The sequence below is a fragment of the Clostridiales bacterium FE2011 genome, assembly GCA_017569305.1.
Classification (GTDB): Bacteria; Bacillota; Clostridia; order Christensenellales; family Aristaeellaceae; genus Aristaeella.
Genome location: CP069418.1, coordinates 1,183,410 through 1,200,761, shown reverse-complemented (window position 1 = coordinate 1,200,761; position 17,352 = coordinate 1,183,410). Strand labels below are relative to the sequence as shown.

Genomic DNA, 17,352 nt, shown 5'->3' with positions numbered 1-17,352 from the left:
ATAAACTCCTGATCTTTACAGACAGGAGTTTATCGGGTAGAATTGACATGAAGTTGAAGTTTACTCTAAGGTGATAACCGGGAGGTTCGATATGTATTCGATTCAGGATGTAAGCAATAAAACGGGACTTTCAACCCATACCCTGCGGTATTATGAGAAGGAAGGCCTGATCTCCGGCGTGGAACGCAGCCAGGGAGGGTTCCGGCAGTATTCAGAGGAAGACCTGGAACGGCTGGGACTGATTCGGTGCCTGAAGAATACCGGTATGTCCATCCAGGAGATTGCACGCTTTGTTAAGCTGACCCATGAAGGAGATCACACGCTTGAAGAGCGGGTGGAGCTTCTGCGGGAACATCGGGAACGGGTGCTGGAACGGATGGCTGAGATGCAGGAGCACCTGGACAAGGTGACCTGGAAGCTGAACTTCTTCACAGAGAAGCTGAAGGCGTATCAGGCTGAACAGAAAAAAGATAAGCAGGCATAAGAAGACGGCCGTCCGGAAAGTCCGGACGGCTGCTGTGTTTCATGGATGACAAATTGTTCGAACCAGACAAAAGAACCGTCCCCTTGTCTGGTTTGGGTCAGTTTTTGACGGCATCGATGAGCTGCGCGACACAGGGTTTTGGTTCACCGTTGATGTCAAAGAGCAGAGGATGCTGCTTGATGATTGGTGAACCAGGCTTCATTCCGAAGAAATCCAGCCAGGTATAATCGTCCGCTATACCCCAGGTGGTGACGCAGTCGATCACATCGGCATAGCTGCGATAGATCTCGAAGAGTTTGACGTAGATTTCGTTGATCTTTGCGAGCTTTTCGGGAGTTGTTTTCAGTGCTTCCTTAATATATTCCTCAAATCCCGGGTCTCCCGGCTTAAGGCGGTAATTACCCTGATTGAAGGTGGCCATCATGGAGATATCCAGCTCGGTCACATGGATACGCAGACCCATATTTGCGTAGATTTCGATGGAGCGTTTGATTTCGTCATAATCGGGAACTGCCATATGGTGCTGCTGCATACCGATACCGTCGACGCGGCAGCCTTTTTCCTGCAGGTTACGGATCAGGGAAACGATACGATCCCGTTTATCCGGGACAGTTTCGCTATAGTCGTTATAAAAGAGCTGGGCATCAGGGGCGGCATATTTGGACATGGAGCGGAAGGCTGCTTCGATGAAGCCGGTGCCGCAGAGTTTATAGTACTCACTGTTGCGATAAACGGGGCTTTCTCCCGGATTCTTTTCCGGATCGGGTACGTCATCCCGGGTGGCTTCATTCACCACATCCCAGGCATATACATCCTGGTTAAAGTGTTCGCACAGGGCTTTCGTGTGGGCGTCAATGCGCTCATAAATCAACTCCGGCGCGGCGGGACGGTCACCGTCAAGATACATCCAGGCGGGCGTCTGGTTATGCCAGACAGGCGCATGGGCACGGATTTTCACGCTCATCTCCCGTGCCATAGCCACAATGGGATCTGCCAGATCAAAACAGAATTTCCCTTCCTCCGGTTCGGTCGGTTCATACTTCATTTCGTTTTCTGCCGTCAGACTGTTGAACTGCTGCAGAAGCAGGTCGTGATGCTTTTTGACCTGCATAGGGGAAACCGCTGCTCCGATTTTGAAATACTTTTCGTAAGCCTTGGCCAGAGAAAGAATTTCGCTCATCCAAGATCCCCTTCCTTAATCATTTTTGTTGATTAATTATACACCGTTGTACGTACATTATGTCAATAAGTTGTACCAACAAATGATTAAACAATACTTATTTCTGGTTGTTTTTATCTTGCCATACAATATCCGGGAGGATAGAATAAAACAGTGAAAAGAAAAAGCCGGATCTGATCCGGACCTGAAGATCATTCTATCAGTTAAACGAGGCTATATGAACGAGAATGAAGCAACGCTCCGGCATCTGCTGGACCTGTGCCGGAGAAGCGAACGAACCGGAAACTGGCAGTATTCCGGCTTTTTGTCCCCGGCGGAACAGGACGAACTGCTGCGCAGTCCGGAAGCAGCCCGATATGCCTTTATCCTGACAGGCGGATACGAGGCGGCAGAACGGAAAATCCTGGTAGCGGGGGATGAAAGGGACGCGGGACCGGCGGAACCGCCGATCAGTGTGGTGGCGGTGACGCCAAAGTCCATGAAATACGCGGAGGAACTGTCACACAGGGATTATCTGGGTGCAATCATGAACCTGGGCATAGACCGCAGCCTGACCGGGGATATCCTGGTGAAGGGGAAACGGGCATGGTTCTTCTGCCTGTCCTCGGCGGCGGAAATGCTGGCCGCTTCCCTGACGCAGGTTCGCAAAACGGCTGTGACTGCGGAGGTGTGCGGAACAGGCATTCCGGAGGTTCAGCCGGAGTATGCACCATTGCGGCTGAATGTGATTTCGGAACGGCTGGACGCCATAACGGCAGCCTTCACGGGGTTGTCCCGTGGACAGGCGGAAAAGCTGTTTGGCGCAGAAAAAGTTTTTGTGAACGGACGGGTCATAACGGATAAAAGCACAAGGCTGAAGGAAGGAGATATCCTTTCGGTTCGGGGCTTCGGCAAGGCCATATATGACGGGATTGAATATGAAACAAAAAAGAGCAGGCTGTGGGTCAGCCTGCGCAAATACATTTGAAAGATGACCTGGTTCGTAAGAATCGGGTTATTTTTTCAGGTTGAAATACTGATTCGGGATATGGCAGTAACCGCCGGGATTCTTGTCCAGGTATTTCTGGTGATACTCCTCGGCAGAAAAGAAATTCCGGAGGGGCTCCAGCTCCACAGCCAGCTTTGCGCCGGCTTTCTTTTCTTCCGCCTGATAAAAGGCCTGAATCTCCGGAAGGAGGGATTCATCCGTATAGTAGATACCGGTACGGTACTGAATGCCTTCATCATGTCCCTGGCGGTTGACGGACAGGGGATCAATAACCATGAAATAGTACTTCAGCAGTTCCGCCAGTGTGATACTGGTTTCGTCATAATCGATGCGGAGGGTTTCGGCATGACCGCTGTCAGCGCAGACATCCTCATAGGAGGGAGCTTTGTCCGGACCGTTGGCATAACCGACTTCCGTGTGGAGAACGCCGTCAAACTGATCAAAGAACTTCTGCATTCCCCAGAAGCAGCCGCCGGCAAGATAAATGGTTTTCATGATTCCTGTTCCTTTCCTGTTACTGTGTTCATAGAGTTTTCGATTGCCTCGCAGAAATCCGGCATCTCCCGCTTTAACCGGACAAAGCGGCCTTCCCGGGTCAGGAAGACATGCTCGGATCGGGCTTCACAGACGATATCGTCCGGGTTCTTTCGCATGACATAGCGGATGGTCATCACGACGCCATTGAAAGATTCGACCGATATGTCCACGCTGACCGTATCCCCGAAGGTGCAGGGAGTCTTATATTCACAGGAGATGGCTTTGACCGGGGAGACGATTCCTTTTTCCTCCATAGCCGTGTACGGGAACCCCAGCTGATCCATCCATTGGATCCGGGCTTCCTCCATCCAGTGGATATAGTTGGCATGATGAACAACACCCATCATATCGGTTTCATAGTACTGAACCCGATGGGAATACGGCGCCATGAGCAACCCTCCCTGCAAAACAGTATATGGAGATTATACATCAGGATGGCGGGAATACAAGTGCGCGGTTATTGGTTTGCAATCCGGTCGGGTTTCTGTATAATGACAAAGACCGGTACTGACGCCGGCGGAGGAGAGTGACCGGAAATGACAGCGTATATCTGGGATCTGGACGGTACATTGCTGGATTCCTATGGCGTGATTGTTGAGGCAGCCGCCAGAACGGCAGCTGATGAAGGAATAAATGATCCGAAAGATTATATCCTGAAAGTTGTGAAGCAGAAATCCTGCACTGCCTACATGGAGGAGATCGGCAGTCAGTGCGGAAAGACGGTGCGAGAAGTGTTCGCCCAGTACCAGAAGCATACACACGCACTGGATGACCTGATCACCCTGATTAACGGAGCGAAGGAAACGCTGGAAAGGCTGCAGGAAGCCGGGGCTGTTCATTTTGTCTATACACACCGGGGAAGTTCCTCCGAACCGATCCTGGAGCGGCTGGGAGTCCTGAAGTGCTTCAGGGAAGTGGTAACCTCCATGTATGGATTTGCGCCCAAACCCTCGGGTGAAGGGGTGAGGTTCCTGGTAGAGAAATACGGCCTGGATCCGGAACAGACCTGGTATGTGGGAGACCGGACGCTGGACGTTTACTGCGCGAAGGACGCAGGCGTGAAGGCTTTGCTTTTCCTGGCGCCGGACACCTGCGTTGAGGCAACGGGGCAGGAAGACAGGATCGTAAAGGATCTGAGGGAAATTGACTCCTGCGGGAAATGAAATATCTGCCTGACGGCAGATGTGAAATAAAGGACGGCCGATGGCCGTCCTTTGTGATATATTCACCGCATGGCGGTGAATGTGACAGTTTCCTTTATGATTACATAATCTCCATATATCTTCGGAAGGTTTTGAAGCCTGCAGCTTCGTAGAAAGCCAGGGCACCGCGGTTGAACTCCCACATGTTCAGCTCAAGCCGCTTGAACCCTTTTTCCTTTACAAAATCAAGAATGAAACGGATCATGGCGCTGGCAACACCCTGCCGCCTGAAGTTTTCATCCACGCAGAATTCATCGATATCCAGGAAATCCCGCTCAAACATGAAGGGGTTTTCCGGCCTGTTGATATGGTGCAGAATGGCAAAGCCGCAGACTTTTCCTTCTGCTTCCGCCACGACAATTTCCTGATCGGGATCCTTCCAGATTGTGAAAAGGTAATCCCGCAGCTCGTCGCAGAAACCGGGTTTAAAGACATCGGGTTTACCTTTCACATGTAAATCATTAACCACTTTGCGCAGTTTATTTACTGCTTCCAGATCCTCTTCCCGGGCAAAACGGACAATGACCGGAGCGGGAGACGTATGGCGTTCCACCGGGGTGCGGTCGCTCTGCAGCAAGGCGTAGCAGCAGACATCACAGATGCCCTGATTGTTTCTTCCGGCTCCGCGTTGAATGCCTTCTTTCAGCATACCGGCTTTTGCCATGACACGTCCGGATTTGGGGTTGTTTACATCATGATGGGCAGTGATGCGATGGAGGCTGACGGTGTCGAAAAGGTAATCCATAACAGCCCGCAGGGCTTCCGGCATGATCCCCCGGCCCCAGAAAGCTTTGCCCATGCAGTAGCCGATTTCTGCTTCCTCAAGCTGCTCAATTAAGTGCACAACAGCAATATTGCCGATAACGCTGCCGGTCTCCTTCAGGACTATTGCCCACTGAAAGAAATCGCCGTCCTCATAGTGAGAAATCCAGTCATTCAATACCATGCGGGTAATATCCACGCTGGAATGTGTGGGCCAGGTCAGGAAACGGGTGACTTCCGGGTCGGAAGCCCAGTTATTGAACATATCTTCAGCGTCTTCGATTTTAAACGGCCGAAGGATCAGCCGATGGGTTTCCAGGGTCTGTGTTCCGGTTTTATTCATAGGGAATATCCTTCCTTTCTCTTTTTTAGCAGCGTGAAACGGGAGATCAATTCAGTATTTTGACTTCAGGCTCCTGTTTACAGGCAGAACTTCATATATCCGCAGGTGAACGGAAAGAAATCATATTTCTCCGTGCCCGTATGAACCGCTCCGTTGCGTTCATACCATTGCCGGAGGACAGTGTTCTCTTCCACAATGCCCAGGTTGATAACTTTGCAATGCTGTTCCCTGGCCGTATCCATCGCATGTTTCAGCAGTTTCTCCCCGATTCCCTGATGCCTGTATTTCGGAAGAACCGCCAGGTTGCTCAGTTCACACTCACCGGAATCAAGAAGCTTCAGGGAATAATATCCGCGGATAATGCCGTCTTCCACATCTGCAAACATCAGCCGGTGCTCACCCTCCATCTGCCAGAGCAGCCATTCCTCTGTCATGGCAAAAGCGGTGAACCGGGGAGCATTTTCTTTTGTAAAACCAAATTCATCCGCAACTGTCCGGAAACTCTCCCGGATTACCCGGACACATTCGGTAATATCTGCTCGTTCAACTTTCCGGATCATTTGAATCACTGTTCCTTTCTCTTTAAAATCCAGATCAGGTTGCTCTGGTACCGGGAAGCAGAGGCAGGATCTTTCAGATCCTCCTTGTCTCCTTTATAACCGCGATAAATATCCAGCACTTCAAAACCGCAGAGCTGCGCCAGGAGGAACATTTCCCACCGCGTTGTCTGACGCATCATCAGGGGACGGATCCTTTCGCCGATAATTTCGTCCTTATCGTTGTATTCAACGAATTTCCAGTTGCCGCTCATCTGCTGCGTATAAGGATTGTAACTGATCGCATTATAAATCTTTTCCCGGTTTCCGTCATGGTTGACGTATTCCAGACGGAAGGAATAATCATCGGGAGACGTCTGCATCTGGGCTGCCTGTATCGGCGGCCAGGGGTCGAAGGTATTGAGCGTCAGGATGCCTCCGGGAAGCAGCTGCTCCCGCAGGTTTTTCAGGGCGGCAATCTGCAGGGCCTGGTCCGGCAGGTGCATGAAACCGCTGCGGGCGATGATGGCCAGGGAATACTTTTTACCGGAACTGAATTTTGTCATATCCGCGGGGATAATGTTCAGGGAAAGACCGAGAGCTTCTGCTTTGGCAGAAGCAACCTTACACATCTCCTCAGAAAGATCCGTACCGTCGACGCTGATACCGCGCTCCGCCAGGTAAAGCAGCACGGCACCTGTGCCGCAGGCAACGTCCACCACGCCGCCGGAACCGTATTTCCGGGCCAGATCCAGGTAAAACTCCTGAAACCCCTCGTGATGATCCGTTCCCTGAGTGTACATGACCTCCAGATATCGGTCGTAGTTCTCGGCAACATCCCTGAAATCGTGCAGATCCATGGTACTCCTCCTCACTTTTTTTCTGATAAGATTCCGGATAAAAAAAGATCACTTATCCCGAGCGAGATAAGTGATCATGATTAATGCGGCCGCATTTTCCGGAATCTACTTTTCTCTGCTCTTCAAACGGGTGTACGCGTAATAACCGTAGCCAGTATAAGCTGCGGTCTTCTTAGTCATGGTAGTGACTGCGTACTTCGCCATGAGAAGAGCTCCTTTCCGAAAAAGATTGGAGCGAGTATACTCCCGGAGTTGCTGCCATGTCAAGCAGTTTTTTCAGATTGCCGGCATGACGGCTTCCGGAGAGGGTGTTTCCACTTCCCGGAGGGCCAGGCCTTCCATACCCGGATCCAGCCAGAGGGCGGGACGTACGGAATGGTTAACCAGCTGCACATTACTGCTTGCCAGGCTGCCGTCATAATCCACGATGAGGGCTTTGCCCTGGGCTTTTCCGGGGGAACGAAGCCACCAGGTGCCGCCCGGACGGTTATCTGTCATGTATTCTTTCCAACGGTAAGCGCCATGGGAAGCTGCGATACTGGTCGGTGCGCACATCCTTGTTCCGTCGCCAAGCAGATATTTTGCGAAGGCTTCCCTGTAGCTCAGCAGGAAAACCCGGTCCAGGGTATCAGCACCGCCGGGAAGATCTGTTTTACGTCCCTGATCCGGGCCGTTATTTACCTCAGTAAACAGGATGGCAGACTGTTCCTCAGGTGTGAAGGCAGCTTCGAGAAAGTCGCCGTTCATCCAGCTGCGCAGGGTACTTTCCTCCCAGGTGGTTTCCGCACCTTCATCGTTATACGGAACAGCGTCCAGGCCATAGCGGCTGAGGAGCAGGAGATTGCCATCGTGTTCCTCCAGTACAATCCATTCTATTTCCTCCGGACCGTTATCCGGATTGTTATCCTGTTCATATTTCCCAAAGGTGAGGATTGTCCGGGCATTTTCCGCGGCATCCAGGATTTCAGCTTCGCCGCTGCCACCGAACATATAAAGAAGGATAACGATCAGAAACAGGACATAACCAATACGTTTCATAACAGTCACATCATGAGTTTCCATTACTGCATACCTCCTTCCACGATACCAGCATAGCAAACAAGTCTTACTTTCAGGTGACTTTTACCTTACAGTTTCGTAAGGGGGGGCTACGTCATCGTTTAATGCGATGACAATGAAGAATGAAAAATGAAAAAAAACAGAAAAACTCCTGCGTTGAAGGCAGGAGTTTTGAATAAAGACCGAATAAGCGGATATAAAGTTATTTTACGGGAGGCGCGGCGGTGCCCTCGTCAAACAGGCGGACAGGAAGGACAATCACCTGCGGCGGCAGATCGGGATGCTCAATACGGTTCAGCAGCAGGCGTACACCGTTGGACGCGACGCTCTGTCCTTCAGAGAAGATGCTGGTGAGCTTTGGCAGATACGGGATATCTCCGCGGAGATGATCAAAGCTGACAATGGAAATATCCCTGGGAATTTCCAGCCCCATGTCGGCCAGCTCTAGCATGACGGGATAGGAAACCTCATCACGGAAGGAAACAAGAGCGGTATAGTCCAGGGGGAACAGCAGCTCCCGAAGGGTGGAATCCGCCAGGGCAGCTTCCACCTTTTCACCCGGAACGACCCGGATATTACTCTCGGGGATTCCGTATTCACGCATGGCCTGCATGAAGCCTTCGAGACGGTCAATCTGGGAACTGGAACGGTTTTCACCGGACATGAAGAGGTATTTTTTATGACCGAGCCCTGCAAGATGAACACCGGCGAGGAAACCGCCCTGACGGTCATCGCAGCGGACATTGTCTGTCACGATATCCTGGATCCGGCGATCCAGCAGCACAAAGGGCATGTTGTTCTTTTGCATGATCTCGATGTGGCTGCGATTGTTCATGTAAGGGAAATACAGGATGCCGTCCACGGACTGGGAGATGGCGGAGCGGATCAGGTGCTCGCCCAATTCTTCATTGAGGCCCATGCACAGCACCATGATGTTGTATCCTGCCTGGCGCAGTTCGCTGTCCATGACGGTAAGCATATTACAGAAGTGAAGATTGTGAACGTCATTGACGATAACCGCGATATTACCGCTTCTTCCTGAGCGAAGGGTGGAGGCGAGGGAATTGCGGATATATCCCATCCGGACAGCAGCTTCCCGGATTTTCACCCGGGTGGATTCCGGAAGCCGCGGATCCCCGCGGAGCGCCCGGGAAACCGTGTTGACGGTATAGCCGCATGCACCGGCGACATCCCTGAGGGTTATGCGGTTGACAGCCATACAAATCCCTCCATGAACAAGATTAACGTTATTACAAATATTATATCATAAAACGGTATACAAAGACAATTTCTGCCAATCTTACTTCTTTATAAACAATCAATTAAAAAAGATTTATATTAAATTTGTCAAAAAACGCTTGACAATTGACCAAATAACCTATATCATTAAATCAATGGACAGGATTAACGATAATCCTGCAAAAAAGGGAATAAAACAGAGGAGGAAACGAACCATGAAGAAACTGTTGGCTGTTCTGCTGACGCTGGCCCTGATGCTGGGCATGTGCAGCGCCCTGGCGGAAGAAGAACCCATCAAACTGACCCTGTGGACATTCCAGGAACTGCATACCCAGCTCTATAAAGAGATGGAAGCATCCTGGAACGCGAACCCGGACAATCCCAAGATTGAGATCGACATGCAGGTTTATCCCTACGACGATATGCACAGCAAGCTGACCCTTGCCCTGCAGAGCGGCGAAGGTGCTCCTGATATCGTGGACATCGAAATCAACCAGTTCGCGAACTACCTGAAGGGCGACATCCAGCTGGCGGACATCAACGACATCGTTGAGCCCATTAAGGACAAGCTGGTCATGAGCCGCTTCAACAACTATGCCAAGGATGGCAAGTACTACGGCATCGACCATCACATCGGCGCCACCATCATGTTCTACAACACCGAGATCCTTGAGGCGGCCGGTATCAACTACCAGGACATCAAGACCTGGGATGACTATCATGAAGCCGGCAAGGTTGTGCTGGAAAAGACCGGCAAGCCGATGTGCACCTGGGAATCCGCTGACTGCTGGAGCATCTATCCCCTGGTTAACCAGCACGGCGGCGACTGGCTGACCCCCGAAGGCGAAGTCCGGATGGACGAGCCTGTGGTGATCAATACCCTGGCCTTCATGAAGAGCATGCTGGATGACGGAACGGCTGTTGCCTGCCCCGGCGGCAACCACCATTCCGAAGAATACTACGGCGCGATGGGCAGCGGTGCCTTCGCTTCCGTGAGCATGCCGTTCTGGTACCTGAACCGCTTCACCGACTATATGCCTGACCTGTCCGGCAAGATGAAGGTTGCCCCGATGCCCCTGTGGCCTGACGGCGGACATAAATCCGCGCAGATGGGCGGTACCGGCACCGCAGTTGTGAAGACCAGCGCCAATGTGGACATCGCCAAGCAGTGGCTGGCCTATGCCACCCTGAGCTTCGAAGGCTGCGTCAAGACCTGGACCATCCTGGGCTTCGATCCCATCATGACCGAAGTTTACGGCGCACCCGAAATGAAGGAGCCGAACAAGTTCTTCGACTACTACGGTGATGACATCTTTGATATGCTGAAGACCGTGCTGGATGATATTCCGGACACCTGCATCTCCGAATACTTCCCGACCGCCAGCGATATCGTCAAGAGCCAGATGGCCTATGACCTGGTCATCGGCGGCGGCGATCCCGAAACCATTGCCAAGAATTGCGCGCAGGAACTGAGAGACGCGATTGAGTAATCACTTCCCGATACGGGCCGGCCGGAGGGAATCCTCCGGTCGGCTTCTTCCGGTTATTTCAGTTTTCTCTGACGGAGGCTGATGATATGCAGCAGGTATCCCAAAGAAGACCGAACAGGGCGGCGGCTTTCCTGACCAGCAGGAAAGTGGTGCCCTATGTGTTTGTCGCACCCTTTGTGATCTATTTTCTCCTGATTTACCTTTATCCGACGGTTTCCACTGTTATGATGAGCTTCCAGCGGATTGACGGTCCTACAACAAGTGAATGGATCGGATTGAAAAACTACCAGAAGCTGTTTTCCCGGAATTTTATCCAGGCGCTGGAAACCAGTACCCGCTATGCGATCTGGGACGTGATCGTGCTGACGATTGTGCCGCTGCTTTTTGCGGTGCTCCTGCATTCCGGACTTGTCAAAGGATCCGCCTTCTTTAAATCCCTGTTTTTTATTCCTGCCCTGACATCCATTATCGTGGCAGGTATTGTGTTCCGCCTGGCCTTCGGCACCCAGGATACCGCACCGGTGAATGCACTGATGACAGCACTGGGCGGGCAGCCGCGGCAGTGGCTGATGTTTGCGGACAGCGGTAACTTTGTCCTGATTGTGATGACCCTCTGGCGCTGGATGGGCGTTAATATTATCTACTACCTGTCCGGAATCCAGGCGATTCCGAACGACCTGTATGAAGCCGCTGAAATCGACGGCGCCAATCCCATACAGAAATTCTTCAAAGTGACACTTCCCGGCATCCGGCCGGTCCTGATATACGTGATTACCATTACCGTGCTTGGCGGTTTCGCCATGTTCACGGAATCTGTGGCCCTCTGGCAGCAGAGCAATCCCGGCGGAATCGGCCGTACGATTGTCGGCTATCTGTACCAGGTGGGTATTACCAAGGCCAACATGGGTATGGCATCCGCCGTCGGTCTGACGCTCCTGGCACTGGTGCTGGTTGTGAACCTGATCCAGCTGGTGCTGATGGGATTCTTCAGGAAGGAGGACGCTTGAAAATGAAAATGAGAAAGCACATTAACAAGCGGAAAGCCACCCTCTCCTTCCTGGCAACAGCCCTGATGATTATCTGGGCATGCGTGGCCATGCTGCCCTTTGTCTTCATGTTCTGCAGCTCGCTGAAACCCGGCGAGGAAATGCTGCGCAAGGGCCTGAGCCTGTCCATTGAGCCGGGCGTCTCCTCCTTCAGCAACTACAACGCGCTGAATACCTACCGGGACGGTATTTACTGGCAGTGGTACAAATCCAGCGTCATTATCATGGTGCTCCAGACCGTGATCGGCCTGTTCTTCGGTTCCATGGTAGGATATGGCCTGGCAATGTATAACTTCAAGGGACGGAACCTGATTTTTACCCTGGTCCTGGTGGTGATGATGATTCCGTTTGAGATCCTGCTGCTGCCGCTGTACCGGATGCTGATCCGCGCAAAGCTGGTGGACAACTATTTCGGCGTTATCCTGCCGTACCTGGTTCCGCCTTTTATGATCTTCTTCTTCCGGCAATATGTGCTCGGCCTGCCCAAAGAACTGCTGGAAGCCGGAAGAATTGACGGCTGCACCGATTACGGTGTATTCTTCCGGATTATGGTACCGATTATGATTCCTGCCTTCGGCGCCATGACCATCCTGAGCGGCATGAACAGCTGGAACAACCTGCTCTGGCCGATGATTGTGCTGAGTACCAATGAAAAGTTTACGATCCCCATCGGTATGGGAACGACCATCACTCCCTACGGAAATGCGTATGACGTGCTGATGCCCGGAGCGGTGATGGCGGTTGTACCGATTATCATTATTTACCTGTGTGCCCAGAAAACCTTCATTGCCGGACTGACTGCCGGCAGCGTGAAGGGCTGAGCCGGGGAAGGAGAAAAAGCTATGAAAAAAGCATCCATGATTCTGGACAGAGACTACCGGATCGGCAAGGTGGATCCGCGTATCTTCGGTTCGTTTATCGAGCATCTGGGACGTGCTGTTTACGGCGGTATCTATGAACCAGGCCATCCGACGGCTGACGAAGCGGGATTCCGGAAAGACGTGATCGAAAAGGTCCGGGAAATCGGTGTTCCGATCGTCCGATATCCCGGCGGAAACTTTGTTTCCGGTTTCAACTGGGAAGATTCTGTCGGCCCGCGGGAACTGCGGCCGAAACGGCTGGACCTGGCGTGGTTCACGACGGAGAGCAATGAAGTGGGCCTGCATGAGTTTGCCGACTGGTCTGAAAAGGTCGGCAGCGAAATCATGTATGCTATCAACCTGGGTACCCGGGGACCGGAAAATGCCCGGGACATTGTTGAATACGCGAACCATAAGGGCGGCAGCAAGTTCAGCGACATGCGGATCAAAAACGGAAGAAAAGATCCACTGGGCATCAAGATGTGGTGCCTGGGCAACGAGATGGACGGCCCGTGGCAGATGGGACACAAGACTGCCACGGAATACGGACGCATCGCCAATGAAGCCGCCAAGATGATGAAGTGGGTGGACCCCTCCATCGAGCTGGTGGCGTGCGGTTCCTCTTCTTCCCAGATGCCCACCTTCGGCGACTGGGAGCTGACGGTGCTGAACGAGTGCTATGAGAACATCGACTACGTCTCCCTGCACCGCTACTACGGCAATCCCACCAATGATACCCCCGGCTTCCTGGCCCGGAGCATGGACCTGGATGACTTTATCCATACAGTGATTTCCATCTGCGACGCGGTAAAGGGCAAGAAGCACCAGAAGAAGCAGGTGAATCTGTCCTTTGACGAGTGGAACGTATGGTATCACTCCAACCAGCAGGACCAGGAGATCTGGAAGCAGGAGAAGTGGGGCCCCGCCCTGCCGCTGCTTGAAGACGTCTACAACTTTGAGGATGCCTTGCTGGCAGGCAGCATGCTGATTACCTTCCTGCGCAACGCGGACCGGGTGAAAGTGGCGTGCCTGGCACAGCTGGTAAACGTGATTGCGCCGATTATGACCCGGAAGGGCGGCGGATGCTGGGCGCAGACGATCTTCTATCCCTATCTGCATGTGAGCCGGTACGGCCGCGGCACAGCCCTGAAGGCGATCGTGGATACGCCGGTTTATGACTGCTCGGACTATGAAGGCGTTCCGATGATTGACGCCACAGCCACACAGGGTGATGACGGAAGCGTGACGGTTTTCTGCGTGAACCGGGATATGAAGGAAGACTTCTGCCTGGATCTGGACCTGCGCTCCTTCGGCGATCTGCGCCTGGAAGAGCATATCCTGCTGCATCATGATGACGTGAAGGCCGTGAATACCGAGGAGAATCCCGGTAACGTCATGCCCGTGGCGGGCCCCGGCGGTACCGTCGACGGCGGCAGAGCGGAAATCAAACTGCCGGCACTGAGCTGGAATGTGATCCGGTTTGTGAAACCCTGAACAAGATGAGCAATAAAGACAGGAGCCTTTCACCCATTACGGTGAAAGGCTCCTGCTTTTCAGGAAGATATTACTTCAATACGACGGCTTCCGTATTTACCCAAAGCGCCGGGCGGAAGGCGGTATTGTTGAAGTGGATGTTGGAGAACATCTCACTGCCATCATAATCAACCAGCATTGCGTTGATCAGATCGTCAGAGGGAGACCGGAGCCACCAGGCACCGCCGGCCTGGGTGTAAAAGACACCATTGGCGATGGCAGTCTGGGAGGGCTCACACAGTCTGTCCTCCAGTTCGGGGAAATAGGTTACGAAGACTTCGCGGTAGCTGAGCAGAAAGATTTTGTCTTCAGTGTCGGGGCCTCCGTCGACACTGAATTTTGCCCCCTGATTGGAACCGTTGACCACTTTTGTAGTCTGGATAGCGGCCTGTTCTTCATCAGTAAAGGACTTTTGCAGGAATTCATTATTCATCCAGCGGCGCAGGGAGCACTGTTCCCACGTGGATGTACCGTCTTCATTATGGTAAGGAACGGCGTCCAGGCCGCACTTGCTGAGCAGCAGGCATTTTCCGTCTTTCTCTTCCAGGACGATCCATTCGATGGGCTCCTGACCGTTGTCAGGATTGTTGTCCTGGTCATAAGCGCCAAAGGTTACAGTTTTACGGGCTGTATTGTCAACGTTCGCAGCTTCCGCACTGCCGCCTCCGATATTAAAGATATGTACGGCGAGTACGACCAGGAACAGAATATAACCGATTCTTTTCAAGATGATGTTATCGTAAGTTTCCATTGATTCATCCCTCCTCGCCAACAAGAATAGCAAACGAATCTTACTTTCAGGTGACTTTCAGCTTACAGTTTTGTAAGGTGGATCAGAATATGGACTTTTGTTAACGAATCGTATAGAATATGCAGCTAAGAAAACGTGATGGACCCTGTCCACAGAGGTGAAAGCATGGCTTCGGTAACCGGCGACTTTTCCAAGGGGAAGGTTTCCATGGTCATCCTGAAACTCGGCCTGCCCATGATGCTGGCTGAGCTTGTTCACGTGCTTTACAACATTGTGGACAGAATGTATATCGGCCATATGCCGGAAGGCGGAACACTGGCGCTGACCGGCCTGGGTATCTGTTTTCCGCTGATTACGCTGATCGGAGCCTTTGCCAATCTCTTTTCCACCGGCGGAGCCACCCTGGCAACCATTGCGCGGGGCGCAAAGGAAGACCGGAAAGCGGAAAGAATCATGGGCACCTCCTTTACGATGCTTCTGCTGATCGGACTGCTCCTGACCGGATTGCTGTACCTGACGGCGCCTGTGACGCTGCGGTGGCTGGGCGGGGATGACGAGACCATTCCCGCCGCGATGGGATATTTCCGGATCTATGTGCTGGGTACGGTACCTGTTTTGATCAGCCTGGGAATGAATCCCTTCATCAGTGCCCAGGGTTTTCCGAAGATTGGTATGGGAACGATTCTCATCGGTGCTGTCCTGAATATTGCGCTGGATCCGCTGATGATCTATACGATGAACATGGGCATCCGCGGGGCGGCGCTGGCAACGGTTGTTTCCCAGACAGCCAGTGCAATATGGGTGCTGGGCTTCCTCAGGAGCAGGCGGGCAGTGCTTCGCCTGACAGGACTGCATCTGGACTGGAATGAACTGAAAAGAATTGTGAGCCTGGGTGTGACCGGATTTACCTTCCGGGTAACGAACAGCATTACGCAGGCGATTGTGAATATCATGCTCAAAACCTGGGGCGGACCGCTCAGTACGATCTATGTGGGTGCCATGAGCCTGATCAACTCCCTGCGGGAGATCATGAGTCTGCCCAACAGCGGGATTGTTATGGGTGGTCAGAGCGTCATGAGCTACAATTACGGCGCGAAACTGTATCCGCGTGTATCAAAGAGCATTCGCTTTATCTTCCTGAGCGGACTGTTCGTGAATATTGTCATGTGGCTGCTCGTGATGATTATTCCCGAGCCATTGATCCGCATTTTTACATCCGATGAGCAGCTGATCCGGACAGCCGTAGTCTGTGCCAGGATCTACTTCGGGGCTTTCCCGTTCATGGCTATGCAGCAGGCGGGACAGTCAACTTTTGTTTCGCTGAACTATCCCCGGTATGCGCTTTTCTTCTCCCTGCTGAGAAAGATTGTACTGGTGGCGCCGCTGACGCTGCTGCTGCCGAACATCGGCCTGGGGGTACACGGCGTCTTCTGGGCGGAGTTCGCCAGCCAGGTGATCGGCGCGACCGCCTGCTTTACGACAATGTATATGGTTATCTGGAGACATATGAGGAAAGAATAAAGACGACCTGTACTGCCAACGTGTTGAAAGATAATGAATTCTCAGCAACTGTTTAAGAATTGCTGAAAAGCCCGCGGCTGTATGGCCGCGGGCTAATTTAACGGATAAAGGGGTTCAGCGGGGATTACCAGGGGCGCTCCATTCCGTTATAGTTCCAATACATGTAGCTGTCAGGCCTGGTGCGCAGGGATTCGGCCAGATCAGCGATTCCCCGTGCGGAAACAGCCGGATCGACTGGGGCCTCCGGACCGCCCATGGGGGTATGCATCCAGCCAGGGTTAAACAGCAATACCCTGATTCCTTCCGGTTTCAGGTAACGCTGCAGAATAACAGACTGGATATTTAAAGCAGCTTTGGACATACAGTAATCATAACGATTGATGTAATCGGCGTGGGAGGTCATGCTGCCAGCCTCGGAAGAGATATTGACCAGGAGTTTATCCTGCCCCTTCCGCAAAAGGCCGATACATGCTTTTGTTACGCGCAACGGGCCGAGAACGTTGACATTGAACAGTTTCATTGAACCGTCAATATCAAAGTCCTCAAGCAGGTATTCACTTTCGGGCCGGATGATTCCGGCACAGTTCACAAGAATATCCAGTGCTTCAGTTTTTGCACCGACGTACTCAGCCATGTGCTGAACTGAAGCTGAGTCAGATACATCCGCGCGGAAAAAATCGAACTGCCCGTTTGCTTCCTCAAGCAGGCTGTCTGTTTCGGGATGCTGTACTACATCCACACCGAAAACCATGCAGCCCCTGGAAAGGTATTCACGAGCCAGACAGATGCCGAGACCGCCGGCAGCGCCGGTAATTAGGACGGTTTTCATCTTTTTTCCTCCTCTGTAATTCAGACACAGGATCTATGCTCATAATATACCGAATGAAGAAACAGTGATCAAGAATTAAATATATGATCAGGTGTTGTAAAGCACCGGCAGTTGTGGTTTTGAAATGCAGGA

At 52.3% G+C, this 17,352-nt stretch carries 18 protein-coding genes; 8 read left to right on the top strand and 10 right to left on the bottom strand.

The annotated features are described in order from the left end of the window. Positions 1-91: 91 nt before the first annotated feature. Positions 92-484, top strand: coding sequence for a MerR family transcriptional regulator (locus tag JRC49_05750; protein QTE72319.1), 393 nt, complete (start codon positions 92-94; stop codon positions 482-484). A 97-nt stretch (positions 485-581) separates the two neighbouring features. Here JRC49_05750 and JRC49_05745 read toward each other — a convergent pair whose 3' ends face one another. Continuing rightward, positions 582-1,664: an endo-1,4-beta-xylanase gene (locus JRC49_05745; protein ID QTE72318.1), complete on the bottom strand. Its 1,083-nt coding sequence runs from the start codon at positions 1,662-1,664 to the stop codon at positions 582-584. Between the two features lie 217 nt (positions 1,665-1,881). Here JRC49_05745 and JRC49_05740 point away from each other — a divergent pair, with 217 nt between their 5' ends. After that, positions 1,882-2,631: a hypothetical protein gene (locus JRC49_05740; GenBank protein ID QTE72317.1), complete on the top strand. Its 750-nt coding sequence runs from the start codon at positions 1,882-1,884 to the stop codon at positions 2,629-2,631. A gap of 27 nt (positions 2,632-2,658) precedes the next feature. Here JRC49_05740 and msrA read toward each other — a convergent pair whose 3' ends face one another. Next, positions 2,659-3,147 carry a peptide-methionine (S)-S-oxide reductase MsrA gene (msrA, locus tag JRC49_05735; GenBank protein QTE72316.1) on the bottom strand — a complete coding sequence of 163 codons (489 nt, stop codon included), beginning with the start codon at positions 3,145-3,147 and terminating at the stop codon, positions 2,659-2,661. Continuing rightward, positions 3,144-3,578, bottom strand: coding sequence for an acyl-CoA thioesterase (locus JRC49_05730; protein QTE72315.1), 435 nt, complete (start codon positions 3,576-3,578; stop codon positions 3,144-3,146). The genes msrA and JRC49_05730 overlap by 4 nt, the downstream gene beginning before the upstream one ends. Before the next feature lie 147 nt (positions 3,579-3,725). Between JRC49_05730 and JRC49_05725 the strand changes: the two genes are divergently transcribed. Beyond that, the gene (locus JRC49_05725) at positions 3,726-4,352 is read left to right on the top strand and encodes an HAD hydrolase-like protein (GenBank protein QTE72314.1); all 627 of its coding nucleotides are present in this window, start codon (positions 3,726-3,728) and stop codon (positions 4,350-4,352) included. Positions 4,353-4,452: 100 nt separating this feature from the next. Here the strand turns inward: JRC49_05725 and JRC49_05720 are convergent, their stop codons facing one another. From JRC49_05720 to JRC49_05700, 5 genes are all read right to left on the bottom strand, one after another. Beyond that, a complete protein-coding gene (locus tag JRC49_05720) occupies positions 4,453-5,496 on the bottom strand; it encodes a GNAT family N-acetyltransferase (protein QTE72313.1) in 1,044 nt (347 codons plus the stop codon). Between the two features lie 77 nt (positions 5,497-5,573). Further along, a complete protein-coding gene (locus tag JRC49_05715) occupies positions 5,574-6,056 on the bottom strand; it encodes a GNAT family N-acetyltransferase (GenBank protein QTE72312.1) in 483 nt (160 codons plus the stop codon). Positions 6,057-6,061: 5 nt separating this feature from the next. Then, the gene (locus tag JRC49_05710; protein ID QTE72311.1) at positions 6,062-6,892 is read right to left on the bottom strand and encodes a methyltransferase domain-containing protein; all 831 of its coding nucleotides are present in this window, start codon (positions 6,890-6,892) and stop codon (positions 6,062-6,064) included. A gap of 276 nt (positions 6,893-7,168) precedes the next feature. Next, positions 7,169-7,954, bottom strand: coding sequence for a hypothetical protein (locus JRC49_05705; protein ID QTE72310.1), 786 nt, complete (start codon positions 7,952-7,954; stop codon positions 7,169-7,171). 199 nt (positions 7,955-8,153) lie between these two features. Continuing rightward, positions 8,154-9,170 carry a LacI family DNA-binding transcriptional regulator gene (locus JRC49_05700; protein QTE72309.1) on the bottom strand — a complete coding sequence of 339 codons (1,017 nt, stop codon included), beginning with the start codon at positions 9,168-9,170 and terminating at the stop codon, positions 8,154-8,156. Between the two features lie 235 nt (positions 9,171-9,405). Between JRC49_05700 and JRC49_05695 the strand changes: the two genes are divergently transcribed. The 4 genes from JRC49_05695 to JRC49_05680 all read left to right on the top strand — a co-directional run bounded on the left by JRC49_05695 (position 9,406) and on the right by JRC49_05680 (position 14,080). After that, positions 9,406-10,680 (top strand): extracellular solute-binding protein, encoded by a 1,275-nt coding sequence (locus tag JRC49_05695; protein QTE72308.1) that lies wholly within the window; start codon positions 9,406-9,408, stop codon positions 10,678-10,680. Between the two features lie 86 nt (positions 10,681-10,766). Beyond that, positions 10,767-11,687, top strand: a complete 921-nt coding sequence (locus JRC49_05690; GenBank protein QTE72307.1) for a sugar ABC transporter permease — start codon at positions 10,767-10,769, stop codon at positions 11,685-11,687. Positions 11,688-11,695: 8 nt separating this feature from the next. Then, positions 11,696-12,547, top strand: a complete 852-nt coding sequence (locus JRC49_05685) for a carbohydrate ABC transporter permease (GenBank protein ID QTE72306.1) — start codon at positions 11,696-11,698, stop codon at positions 12,545-12,547. Positions 12,548-12,568: 21 nt separating this feature from the next. After that, positions 12,569-14,080 (top strand): alpha-N-arabinofuranosidase, encoded by a 1,512-nt coding sequence (locus tag JRC49_05680; GenBank protein QTE72305.1) that lies wholly within the window; start codon positions 12,569-12,571, stop codon positions 14,078-14,080. Positions 14,081-14,150: 70 nt separating this feature from the next. On the opposite strand, the gene JRC49_05675 is transcribed toward JRC49_05680, so the two are convergent. Beyond that, positions 14,151-14,870, bottom strand: coding sequence for a hypothetical protein (locus JRC49_05675; GenBank protein QTE72304.1), 720 nt, complete (start codon positions 14,868-14,870; stop codon positions 14,151-14,153). 165 nt (positions 14,871-15,035) lie between these two features. Here JRC49_05675 and JRC49_05670 point away from each other — a divergent pair, with 165 nt between their 5' ends. Then, positions 15,036-16,391, top strand: coding sequence for an MATE family efflux transporter (locus JRC49_05670; protein QTE72303.1), 1,356 nt, complete (start codon positions 15,036-15,038; stop codon positions 16,389-16,391). 124 nt (positions 16,392-16,515) lie between these two features. On the opposite strand, the gene JRC49_05665 is transcribed toward JRC49_05670, so the two are convergent. Further along, a complete protein-coding gene (locus JRC49_05665; protein ID QTE72302.1) occupies positions 16,516-17,220 on the bottom strand; it encodes an SDR family NAD(P)-dependent oxidoreductase in 705 nt (234 codons plus the stop codon). Between the last annotated feature and the right edge of the window lie 132 nt (positions 17,221-17,352).